Here is a 12,534-nt window from a genome sequence, read left to right as displayed (position 1 = left end):
GTTGTTTTAATAATTCAAACCCTCCTTATTTATTATAATAAAGGGGCGGCTCAATTAACCAATAATATCATTCCCCGAATTAAAAAATTATGTTCACGAGAAGGTTTTTGACTGTACTTCTTGCTAACTTGAAAATCTCATTCAAATCGATGACTTAACTGTTGATTAAACTCGCGACTATAAACCAAGCCCATTGTCTGTTGATCAGAAAATAAAGCACGATAATCAAGATTAGTTGAACCAACAAAACTCATTTCATCATCAATTAAATAAGCCTTAGTGTGATTGAACACATTGTTCATCGTATAAATCTTAACTCCACTATCAAACAATAAGTCAGTGTGTTTTTTAGAAACATCTAATAATAAGAACTTATCAGTCATTCCTGGAAGGACTAAACGGACATCAATACCTGACTTTGCTGCTGATGCTAACTCAACAATTAGTTCGTTTGGAGGAACAAAGTAAGGAGTTGATAACCAAATCCGTTTTTGGGCTGAAGCAATCAAATTTAAAAGAATGTCTAAGTGCGATGAACTACTATGGTTTGGACCACAAGCGACCACTTGAACAATACTTTGCTCAGACTCAGAAAAAGGAGTTGTAACCTTAGTCTCCACCCCTAAACCAGAAACTTCAGCAGCTAAGTCTTTACCAGTACAATACGCTCAGTCAGAGACAAAGATTTTTTCCAAACCTCCAACCGCATCCCCAACCAAGCGAACCTGCTCATCATGTCAAAAACCATATTCAGCGGTACGATTAACGTACTGATCAGAAATGTTTGAACCACCATAATAACCGATTTTACCATCAATCACGATATCTTTACGGTGAGTCCGATAATTAGCCTTTCAACTTAAAAAAGGTAAAAGTAATTTAGAATAAGCAGTTAGATGCACTCCTGCTCTGGTTAACCTTACTTGTTCTTTATAAGTAAACTTTCCATAAGAACCAATAAAATCAAAAATCAAATAAACTTGAACACCACTTTGAGCTTTTTTGATTAGTAACTTGGTCAAGTTTCTAAAAAGTTCACCATCTTCAATAATATAATAATTAATTAAAATATAATTCTGGGCTTGGTCCAAATCACGGAAAATGTTAATTCAAGCTTGACTAGCATTAAACTGCAAATCAACCTTACTTTTAGTATAAGGTAAATCACCCTGCTCGTTATTAGCAATTAAAAAAGAACGTTTAAATTCCGGATTAGTTGCTAAAATCTCACTACTCTTAGCAACCATTTGCTTTTGTTTTTCAATAATATCGTATTTAAAGTTCACGTACTTGTACTTGTCATCAACAGAATATTTATATTGCCGCCCAAAGAAAATATAAGAAAAGACTCCAATAACTGGTACAAAAATTAGAAACAATGCTCACCGAATTTTGACATCCAACCGACGCTTTTGTTGCATTCCTACTAAAAAAGCCATAATTAAAGCGAGGATTTCAAAAGTAATTAAAGTATATAAGAAGTTGGCGTCAACAAAAATACTTAAAAAGATGATTGCTAATAAAACTATCGAAAACATAAAAATTAACGATAAGAAGGCAGCTAAATTTTTTTTCATAATTTCTTTTTTTAAATTCCCTTTCTCATTTTTACTTCCTTGCGTTCCATTTTATCAAATCAGTTGTTAATTTTCTTCACCAAGTGATTATAATTTTGTGGGGTGATTTGCGCCAAAACTTTAATCATCTTTAACTGAATATCAAGTTTAGCCAAATAAACTTCATAATTATCTGGGATAAAATGTTGGTTTGAGTAAAGGTTTAAAATGATATACATTTGTGCATAATAAGCAAATTCATAATAAAGTTTTCCTGTCGTGGTTTCAAGAAAAGGACTAGCAAAAATTCAGGCAATAACACAATAATGATGATGGTTATTAAAGAGAATTAAGTCTTGAGCATCAACAATCTTATGTTCAATCGCTACTGGTTTTTCTAAATTAGGATGATTGTTAGGGAGATTTAAAGTTTCAGCATACTGGTGGTAAAAATTATCAACATAACGACTTAAAGTAAGGTTATTTTCATGACCAAAGAGTTTAGCAAAAAGTTTAATTGTACAAAGTTTAATTAACCCCATATGTTGACCATAATCTTGATAATTCTTATCATTTTCTGCTAATAGAGTCACAAAAAAATCAATCATAATATTATGAGTATTGGCCTGTTTAACGATCTCAACTATCCCTTTAGGAAGATCGGTTTTTTTAACTTTTTGATAAATTTTCTTAGCGGCATTTCACTTAATTTTCTTTTTCATCGATTTTCTTATTCTTTCCGGTGTTTAACACTGAGATTATATGCTGAAATAATTTCATGAACTTGATCAACATAACCCTTAATAAAATATTGTAAATTATCTAAAGCGTTTTTCGAATCAGTTCGTTCACTTGCCTTAGCAGTTGGGGCAATAAGTGCATCTTGTTCAATAACAAACGCCAAACCTTGGTCATTTAATGCTTGAATAAAACCATCAATGTGGTTAAAGAAATCACTTGTTACAGGCTCAAGGGCTTGTTGAAGAATTTCGCTTTCAAAATAGTCTTGATACCGATACATTAATAACATCAACCGGCGGTGATGCGTAAAATCAGGAGTATTTTTGTCAAAAACAATTTTATAATCGTTTTCAAAATAGTTTTGGGTATAAGCGTACAAAAACTCAGCGTAAATATATTTTATCTTAGCAGATGACAAATCAATTCCCAAAGTTTTTGCCAGAGAATTCTTATCATTGATAAAGATTCACATTAAGTTAGCAAAAAAGTAACGTTGAATTGCCAATGGGGTTAAACTTTTAAACTTTTCTTGCCATTTATCAACCACAAAAAGCTCTTTTTGAAGAAAAAGAGCAGCCATATAGCCTAAATAACTAAAGAGAATATCATATTTATCTTGGTTTTTTTCAATATCGTATTCGAACTGTTTATTGCGTTCTTCAACAGCTTTACGTTTTTCTTCTAATTCTTTTAAACGCTCAGGGTCTATTTCACGAGCGGGACGATTTTGTTTGTCAAAAAACGCTGCTTCTTGTTTTTCAACAACAAAAGTTTTGAGATCAATCCCATACTCTTTTAAATTTGCTTGGAATGATTGCAAGTTAATAATAGCCTCGACCCGCTCAAAAAGGACAATCACTCCTTTTGAGTTATGCGTCGTATCAGGATTCCATAAATCCAAAAGCATGGAATCTGGTCAATATTGAATAGAAGTTTGTAAATTCTTATCTAATAATGGTGAATAGGGTGTTTTATATCAATCAGAAAAAATAACAAACACCGGATCTTCATAATTACTAGCAGCAACAACCAATTCTGAGAAATCTTTAATTTCATAAAGATTCTCCATCACATTGGCTGGGGTTAGCACAAAATCCCCTCCTCAAAACTATTGTATCAAAATAAAACTTAAAATGTTTCAAAATAATACATTTTTGAAAATTAGGCTGCGAGAATAGGAAATTTTAAAACCTTTTTATCTAAAGCAACAGAGATTTGTTTGATATATAACTGCGAATTAACCAAACTGTTTCGCATCGTTTTAGGACTTTGATCATTGGTTAACTTAATTTGAGGATGGGTTGGAATAAAACCAAACGACACGGTTTTGACATGTTGAGGCACTACTAACTTTAAAAGTTTATCAATATCAAATTCACTTTTAGAAAAAACTCCCCACAAGTTAAAAGTTGTGTTTTCAATTGTTGAGATAATAATGACATCTAATGAAGGAACATGAAATACGTTTCTCGGATAATATTTCATGATATTGTAAGTTTTAATTAACGCATCGCCATTGGTGTTAATCACTTTTGACATGTGTGAAGAATGTTTAATCTCATCATAGAGATTATTCATTTCACCTTGATTATCAATGTTGATTTTTCGCACCCCAGAATTACTAACACTCTTTTCTCCATCTCACTCCATCGTGCACGCATAATTGGGAATTAATTCAAAGCCTTGTTGACATAAAAACTCATTATTGGGTGAAGGATCAAACAAGTAAATTAAATCCACAATGTTTTCATACTTGGTAATAATCTTTTTAATTAAGATTTTACTAATCTCATCTTTATTGTGTTCTCGTTTAGTATAAACCTTTCCCAACTGGGCAGCACTATACTTCCGGTCATAGACACTAATCATTGTTTTTCTGACCCCACAAAAAGCAATTAAGGCGCCATACTCATCAGTCAGGCCAAACGGAACGTAGTTATCATCTCATTTAATTCTAATCATTCAATCCTCAAACGTAAGGCTGGCCTCTGAACTATTTTTCTTGACAATATTTAAGAACTCTAAATAATAATGTTTATTATTTTTGAAATCATTCACAATTTCATATTTCATCTTTACTATAACCCTTTCAAAAAGAATAATTTTATTTTACTCAATTTTGAAACCTTGACACAGTAAAAGTTATAATTCTTGTCAAAGCGTTTTAATTCAATAAAGCAAACTGAATGTTTTGACTAATTTCAGGAATAGGTAACCAAACTTGTTCTTGACGAGGATTAAGTAAGAAACTAGTTTTAATTCTAATTTTACTGTTTGATTCTACTAAAGTTTTTTGTAAAAACGCCTGGGCATAATCTTTTGCCAAATAACTCGTCTTACTAGTTTTTAACAAAAATAAGTACCACCCGTTAGTCTTGCTCTTTGCAATAATATCGATAGTACCAATAAAAGGATGGTTAATATCGTTGTTGATAAATGTTTTAAAACCATCAAGAATAGTTAATTCATACTTATAAATTAATTTGTTCAAAAGATTAATAAAGTCACGAGCCATTTGTAAAACAAACTCATCTTTTTCAGTTTCAGGATAAAAAACCAACTTTTCACTGTTTCTTCTTTGTAATGATTGCAGAATTAAATCATTAATTCTTTGGTTTCTTGCAATAATCGAATTAACAATACTTTGAGCAGGATGTTCAAGATAAGGATAAACTTTTGTTAATAACGTTGAAAGTTGAGGTAATTGCACTCAATTGTTATCATCAACCCAATTAGCTAATAGAGTTTGTTGATGATAAGAAAACCTTGACACATCTTGGATTAAACGATATTGTTTAACGTTAAGATCGAAAGTAATTCCTGATGTTAAATCATTAAAGTCAATCCCTTTCATTCTTATCGTTCGTACTTTCTAGTTAAGCTATTATAGATTCTTGAAGGTTGCCCATTCAGTTCACCAACATAAAAAACTTGTAAAGAAGGATCAAACTCTTCTAAGCTTTTCTTGGTTTGCAAGAATGGGTGATGGTGAACATTGACTGAAGTAGAATATAATGGACCAGTTTGATCAATAATTGCTTGAATATCAGGACGTTTCACCAACCGTAAGGCCAAAGTTTGCTCAGGAGTGGTTTTACTAAGATAAATAACTGTCGTTGGTTCACTACTAGTTAATAAACTTAAACTATCAGGAGTGGTTTTAACCAAACTTTCAGCCATTGCCAAACTGTTGACTAAAATAATCAGTTGTTTTTCCTGATCAGCTTGTTTCAAGCGGTTGATTTTCACTTTTAATTTAGCATCAACACGACCACTTAACCCATAAATTGTATCAGTTGGCAAGATTAAAATTTCACCTTGATTTAAGCAATTGATGATTGTTTGTTGTTCTTTTGGGTTTAATAATCTCATTCTATCCTTAATTTAAAGTCTTGTTCCCATTCGCCTTCTTGGTTATAACATTGCGCTCGTGAGTTAACTTAACAATATCATAACTGATAATCACAAAAGCACCAATCACAAAACTATAACTAATAACTGCTTCTCCAATAATTGAAGAACCAGATAATCATTCCATTTCAAAACCATGACTATTCATTAATCCTGAAATTTTAAAATGATGAATTAACTGGTTAAAATCACTATCAGCTTCGTCACTTTTCATACTTGTTTTTAAAATCGTAAAAAAATTAATCGCACGCGTAGTAGTACCATTAGGACCAGTAACGGGTGCATTTCAATAACTTTGTAACCGGTGCATGTAAATTTTAGCTACAAACATCACTGAAATTAATAATAAAAGGTAGATAAGAAGTAGGGTGGTTTCAAGTATAAACAACTTATTAGAAAGATGTTTCCCCCGAAACAATGCTGCTAGGAAGAAAAAAAGTGTTGAAATCGTTAATCCCAAACAAATCAAAGGGAAAGAACCAATGACAAACAAACTACCATAATAACTACTTTCAATTCCTTGCAAATCGTTAAGAGGAGCTTGATCAAGGTTATCTTTTAAGAAGCGAGGTAACTTATAAGACCAAGAAACTAACGCATTTAAATTTGTTCCCGGAGTAGTATAAAGAATCGCATAAATTAGGTTAGGAATAATAATTAATCCAGCAACCACGCTCATAAAAATTGAAACGTTATGTTCATTATTCTTAAACAGATTACTAATCCGACGAGAAAAACGGTCCATAATCATAATTTGTTCAAAAGTTTCTAATTCTTTTTGTGGAGTTTCCTCATTCACAAACTGATGGTCATAGACGGCATTTTGTAAGCCCACAATCATTGCAAAAACTACCATTATTTGCACAATCAGTACTCATCAAACCACAGCAGTTGCTTGTCAATTATAAGTACTAATCCCATTCACATAGTTATCACGAAATGATTTTGCTAGTCCTTGTGCTCATTCTTGCTTATCTCCAGTAGAATGAATTTCATAATAAAAGAAGTCTTGAAATTGTGAATATTTATATTGAGATAAGGCAAAGAAAAGAAAAGCAACAACAATTACTACTGTAATAATTCCAACAAAAACATACTTGGTGGTAGTGGCGGTTTTTCCACTAACAAAGGGTTTAAAGAAGATCATTAACCCAAAAGCAAAGATTAAAAACCCAAAGCCAAGTCAAAGAAGTGGTTTCATTACTTTCCCGTTAGGAAGGTGTAAATAGTATCAAATTGGGTGATGATCGCTAGTATAGTTGATATAATGTTCAACATTGGTGTTTTGGTACAAAACAAAAGCATAGACCATTACAGGAATCGTAATCAAAAGCAAAACTAGAAAACTTCGCAAAATTACTCAGAGCAAATGGAAATTACGCGCTTGGATTCCTGGATTTTGGTGACGCATACTTCAATTAAAATAACTTTTAAACTTTAATCAACCAAGCATTTCACACCTCCTTACTAATTACTAATTGTAATAAACCGATAATGGTCATTAGCATCTTGTATAAAGTTAATTTTAGTATCATTTTGAACCTTTTTGGTGAAAATTGCTTCAATTTCTGCTTTTTGGTTCGCACCAAACTCCATAATAATCAAAAATTTTTGGGTTTTATCAACAATTTCGTAGTAATGTTCAGCCATCGCTTGATAAAAAAACAAACCTTGATTTGGTGCAAATAAAGCGTTATGAGGTTCATATTTTTTAACATTCTCTGCAATTCAAGGATCATTAGAATCAATATAAGGTGGATTAACTGTAATTAAATTTGCTTTAAGAAATTTTTTTTGATTTAACAGGGGAGAAAGAAAATCTCCGTGAATAAAATTAACATCAGTTAAATTCAAACCAATCTGATTAGATTGTGCCACTTCTAAAGCTTCAAAAGAGTTGTCAGTTAAATAACTAATAAGGTTAGGGAAATATTTTTGAATTGACAAACCCACATTACCACTACCAGTACAAAAATCATAATAGATTGCTTGGTGGTTAAGGTAATTGGTTTTTAAAAAATCCAAACCAATTTCGACTATCAAACTAGTCTCTTCGCGAGGAATTAAAACGTTTTGGTTCACATAAAAGTAGTCCTTATAAAAGAACTTTCGACGGGTAATATAAGCTACAGGGTAGCGAGTTTTCAATTGTGATACTACTTGATTAAAAGTCTGGATTTCTTCAGAAGTTAAAACATCAGCCATTCCCAAAACTATTTCTGCATAACTACGCTTTAAGATCACTTCTAACAATTCATAGACATCACTTTTAGCTAAAATATCAGCAAAAGTCGTGGTTAAAAGTAAAAACGCTTGATTAATTTTCATCAGTTTCTAAATGGCGCGCTACTTTTTGTTTTTGATCATCATTAATCAAAGAATCAATCAACTCGTCAAGTGATCCTTCCATAATTTGGTCTAATTTGTTGATCGTTAAACCAATCCGGTGATCAGTTACCCGGTTTTGAGGATAGTTATAAGTACGAATCTTTTCAGATCTTGCTCCAGTACCAACAGCAGTTTTTCTTTGGGCATGTAACTGGGCATCTTGTTTTTCTTGTTCAACTTCATAAACTTTTGCTCGTAAAGCATTCATTGCTAATTCCTTATTTTGAAATTGACTGCGGCCATCTTGAGAAGAAGCCACAATCCCGGTAGGCAAATGAGTAATTCGAACTGCTGAATCAGTAGTATTAACGTGTTGACCACCAGCTCCTGATGCTCGATAAGTATCAATTCGTAAATCTGATGGTTTAATATCAATTTCTACAGCACTAATTTCAGGTAAAACCACTACTGTTGCAGTTGAAGTTTGAATCCGACCCTTAGCTTCGGTTTTAGGAACCCGTTGAACCCGATGACCTCCAGATTCAAACTTTAGTTTTGAATAAGCTCCTTCTCCTTTCACTAAGAAAGAAATCTGACTATATCCTCCCGCCTCTCCAGGCATCGCTTCGAGAATTTCAATTTTCCAGTTTTGGTTTTCAGCATAACGAGAATACATTCTAAACAAATCACCAGCAAAAATGTTGGCTTCATCTCCTCCCGCAGCACCACGAATTTCAATAATAACGTTCTTGTCGTCATTCGGGTCTTTAGGAATCAATAAAGCTTGAGCTTGTTGGATTAACAACTCTTTTTGGTTCAAAGCTGTTTCTAATTCTTGCTTTAAATAAGTAATCATTTCATTATCAGTTTCTTCTTCAAGCATTTTTTTTGAATCATTAATTACTTGTTCGTTTACCTGATACTCATTAAACTTTGCTACTTTTGTTTCTAAATCAGCACGTTCCTTATTTAATTGGGTTAAACGTTTAATATCACCAAGAACTTCTGGTTTCATTAAATCATCATTAATTTGGTCTAAACGTTGAGCCATTAAACTCAAAGCCTCATAAGTTTTTGGATTCATTAAATCCACCTCTCTTCTTTAACTAGTATATTGTACCGATTCTTTTGTTTAATCGCAAAACATCGAGTTGAGCCGGAATTAAACAATTAAAGCTTCTAATGCCTTAATTAGTTGGGGTAATTCTGCTAGGTTTTTAACTTTTGCTCCACTAGCTAATTTATGCCCCCCACCATTGAACTTTCTTGCTACCTGGTTGACTTCATAATCACGACTTCGTAACGAAACCTTGAACTCTTGATCAACTTCAATAACTGTGAACCAGATTTTAATTTCTTTGATTCCACTCATCGTATAAAGAGCATTTTTAACCTGGTCATATTCTAAATTAAAGGGCTGATAATCACTTGGACCAACCACAATATAACCAATCCCCTTAGGAGTAAGAACTAATTTATTAAAGGCATAATTTTGTCATTGTTTAACCTTCAAATCTTGAAGGTATAACTCGTTTTGAACTTGGTGAAGATCAACCCCATTCTCCATTAAAATGCTAGCTGCTTGAAAAGTTTGACTATTAACACCACTAAACAAGAACCGACCAGAATCAGTCACCAAACCCTTGTATAAGTTTTTTGCTGCTAGGGGAGAAATTTTTAACTTCATTTTCTCAGCTCACAGGGTAATGATTTGAGTACAAGCAATAGCAGTATCATCAACTAAATTATAGTTACCATAATCATCAACCACCAAGTGGTGATCAATCTTAAAGATTTCTTGACACCCAGCAAAGTTTTCAAAATCAATTCGTTCAGCATTAGCAGTATCAACTACAATTAGTAACGCTTTTCCTAACGCTTCAAGGGTTAATTGGTCTGAGGGAAAAGAAGAATCATCATCAATTCGTTCTCCAACCACATAAATCGTTTTCCCTTTGTAATTATCTTGAATCAGATTAGCTAAACCAAGTGCACTTCCTTGCGCATCCCAATCAGGAAATACGTGTTTGGCAATAATGATTGTTTGGTATTTTTTAATTAAGTAATGCAACTTTTTAGCTAATAATTTATTCATTTTCTGACTCCTTAGTTATTTAATTTCAATAAACTCGGCAATTGCTGCTAAATCAAAAGTAACAATTCCGCGGTTGACCTTGTTCAAATCATTGTGATCATAATCATAAAAGTAGAATTTATAACCCTTTTTATTTTTACAATAATACATGTAGGGATCATTGAAATTATTGGTTTTCTTAAAATCACTAATTACTGCAATTTTATTTTTAGCAAAACTAGTCGTGGTTTCATAATTCATCTTAAAGGGATTAATAAAAGCATAACCTTTAACAGGAAGATTATCTTGATAATAAGGTTCACGTTTATTATAAAGTTTAATGTGTTGGTTTTCATACTCATAGCGAAATAAGTTGCGAGTTCCAAACAACTCAAAGCGGTAGGTTTCAGGATAGACATCAATAAGTTTAGCAATTAAGGCATCTTCAAAATAACCATCATTAAGCGTATAGATTTTTTGGTCTAAAAAAGGTAGTTTACCAGCCTTAGATTCAAGGATTGTAAAAGTCATCTTTGGGTGATTTTCTTTCATCATTTTGATTGTCGCTAAAAGTTTTTCAAAATCATTTTGACTTAACAGGTGAACTAAATCCATTAAAAAGACATTCTCACGATTCATGTTAATCGCACGAATAATCTTCACAAACAAAATATTTAACGAAGAAAGTTTAAAAGTTGACTTTAAAAACCAATCCAAATTAATATTGAACTTTTTCATTAACTTGATGTTGTAATCTAAAGCTTGTTTAAAAACACTAATAATTTGTTTTTTATAATAAACCTTATTCTTTTTGAAATCTTCTTTAGAACGGTATTTAAGCGAATTACTCAAGACCAGTTGGTGATAATGGTGAATTTTTACCACCAAAACTTTAACGACATATTGAGAGTTTTTGACCAAGGCTTTGAAAAAGTAATCTTGTTGAGATCTGGTAAAAATCTCAACTTGGTCATCATTTAACCGACGTCAGTTATTTAAAATTTTGTTAAAGTTATTCACTTGGTCACGACTAAATTTTTCGCGAAAATAAAACTTTTTCAGTTCTAAATTTAATTGTTTTTTTAACTGGTTAACTAATAAATTTTGTCTAGTAATTAAAGCTCGGTTTTCACTAATTTTAATACCGATATATTTTAATTGTTTTTTGACAACATACTTAGTTTGTTGATAAGCGAGTTCTTTTCAAACTTTTCGTACTTCTTTATTTGAAGATTTCTTAGCATTGTACTCGCACGTACAAGAGTTTCTTAAAGAGTTAAACTTGTAGACATCATCATATAACGCTTGAAAAAAAGTTAAGGTTAAATTGTAGGTTACTAACTTAATCTTTTCTTTGTAATATGATCTAGCAACAACTTTAACCACACTATTTTGTTTAGAAAAAACTTCATTAGATTGCTGTTGGTTAAACTTGTGCATTTGTTGCTCAAATTCACCAAGTACTCTTTCTTCAATCTTAGTTTCATTATTAATGAAATCAGAAATTGCTTTATCAAGTCTTCCTTTCAATTGCGCATCAGTTAAGTTTAGTTTTGAACTTAAAAAAGAAAGGTAGTCATACTTTGTTCTTAAGTGTTTAATCCGGGCGTTTCGCACAAATCTAGGATCGAACAATGATGATAAAACCAAAATGATTTTAGCAGGAATAAACCGTTCAATATATTTATCAGTGCGAATGAAGGTTGCGTGATTCTTCACAAATTTCGGGTTAACTAAATCAAGACTATCAACTAGAAAACGACCTTCACCAATTTGTTCTTTACCTTTCAAGATTCTGGTAAATAATTTCTTTTGTTGGTTATTTTGAAAATGAACTTGAGTAATTGTATTTTTTTCTGTAGAAAAATCAAAGTTTTTGACCAGAATTTTTGGGTTAAGAAATTTAGCATTAGTAATTTTATAACTCAAATTTCTAACCTCCTGTGGTTAATATCTATATTCTAAATTAATAATCAAAATTTTAAGTAAAAGTCTAAACAAAATTTTAAAAGACAATAAAAAAAGACAAGTATTATTCAATCTTGTCCCTACAACAATTATCCTGCTATTTCTTGTCTTTTGCAGTCTTTTGATTTTCAGCTTTTTTTGCTTTTGAATCAGCCATTGCCTTAGCATTAGTTTCATCACGCTTAGTGAATTTAGATTTAAATTGCTCAACACGACCTTGGTTGTTGGCAAATTTTTGGTTCCCAGTAAAGAAAGGATGACAATTTGAACAAATATCAACTCTTACTTCTTCACCCTTAGTTGTTCCTGCAATAAATTTATTACCACAAGTGGTACAAACAAATTGAGCATCAGCAAAATATTGGGGATGAATATCTTTTTTTGGCATAGATCTTTTCTCCTTTGGACTATGTTTTCATTTCGATATAAAACTCTTATTTTATCTTTACATCTTTT

Annotated in this window: 12 protein-coding genes; all 12 read right to left on the bottom strand. The window is 31.8% G+C overall.

Features of this window, described 5'->3' with window-relative positions:
* Positions 1–32: 32 nt before the first annotated feature.
* Complete coding sequence (gene cls, locus LD125_RS03970; protein WP_250137545.1) at positions 33–1,577, bottom strand: cardiolipin synthase; 1,545 nt, start codon at positions 1,575–1,577, stop codon at positions 33–35.
* A gap of 11 nt (positions 1,578–1,588) precedes the next feature.
* On the bottom strand, positions 1,589–2,278 hold the full coding sequence (locus LD125_RS02235; protein WP_250136302.1) for a hypothetical protein: 690 nt from the start codon (positions 2,276–2,278) through the stop codon (positions 1,589–1,591).
* Between the two features lie 8 nt (positions 2,279–2,286).
* On the bottom strand, positions 2,287–3,387 hold the full coding sequence (locus tag LD125_RS02230; protein WP_250136301.1) for a hypothetical protein: 1,101 nt from the start codon (positions 3,385–3,387) through the stop codon (positions 2,287–2,289).
* A gap of 71 nt (positions 3,388–3,458) precedes the next feature.
* Positions 3,459–4,370, bottom strand: a complete 912-nt coding sequence (locus tag LD125_RS02225) for a hypothetical protein (protein ID WP_250136300.1) — start codon at positions 4,368–4,370, stop codon at positions 3,459–3,461.
* Positions 4,371–4,461: 91 nt separating this feature from the next.
* A complete protein-coding gene (locus LD125_RS02220) occupies positions 4,462–5,151 on the bottom strand; it encodes a hypothetical protein (protein WP_250137546.1) in 690 nt (229 codons plus the stop codon).
* 2 nt (positions 5,152–5,153) lie between these two features.
* Positions 5,154–5,669: an L-threonylcarbamoyladenylate synthase gene (locus LD125_RS02215; protein ID WP_250136298.1), complete on the bottom strand. Its 516-nt coding sequence runs from the start codon at positions 5,667–5,669 to the stop codon at positions 5,154–5,156.
* 7 nt (positions 5,670–5,676) lie between these two features.
* On the bottom strand, positions 5,677–7,161 hold the full coding sequence (locus LD125_RS02210) for a hypothetical protein (protein ID WP_250137547.1): 1,485 nt from the start codon (positions 7,159–7,161) through the stop codon (positions 5,677–5,679).
* A 14-nt stretch (positions 7,162–7,175) separates the two neighbouring features.
* Positions 7,176–8,036 carry a peptide chain release factor N(5)-glutamine methyltransferase gene (gene prmC, locus LD125_RS02205; RefSeq protein ID WP_250137548.1) on the bottom strand — a complete coding sequence of 287 codons (861 nt, stop codon included), beginning with the start codon at positions 8,034–8,036 and terminating at the stop codon, positions 7,176–7,178.
* Positions 8,026–9,120: a peptide chain release factor 1 gene (gene prfA / locus LD125_RS02200; protein ID WP_250136295.1), complete on the bottom strand. Its 1,095-nt coding sequence runs from the start codon at positions 9,118–9,120 to the stop codon at positions 8,026–8,028. Before prfA ends, prmC begins: the two co-directional genes overlap by 11 nt.
* Before the next feature lie 78 nt (positions 9,121–9,198).
* On the bottom strand, positions 9,199–10,131 hold the full coding sequence (locus LD125_RS03965) for a DHH family phosphoesterase (RefSeq protein ID WP_250137549.1): 933 nt from the start codon (positions 10,129–10,131) through the stop codon (positions 9,199–9,201).
* Positions 10,132–10,146: 15 nt separating this feature from the next.
* Positions 10,147–12,039 (bottom strand): hypothetical protein, encoded by a 1,893-nt coding sequence (locus LD125_RS02190; RefSeq protein ID WP_250136293.1) that lies wholly within the window; start codon positions 12,037–12,039, stop codon positions 10,147–10,149.
* Between the two features lie 136 nt (positions 12,040–12,175).
* Positions 12,176–12,466, bottom strand: a complete 291-nt coding sequence (rpmE, locus tag LD125_RS02185; RefSeq protein ID WP_374982216.1) for a 50S ribosomal protein L31 — start codon at positions 12,464–12,466, stop codon at positions 12,176–12,178.
* Positions 12,467–12,534: the final 68 nt, after the last annotated feature.

The organism is Mesoplasma sp. JKS002658, from assembly GCF_023566355.1.
Classification (GTDB): Bacteria; Bacillota_I; Bacilli_A; order Mycoplasmatales; family Mycoplasmataceae; genus Edwardiiplasma; species Edwardiiplasma whartonense.
This window is presented reverse-complemented; position numbering and strand designations above follow the sequence as displayed.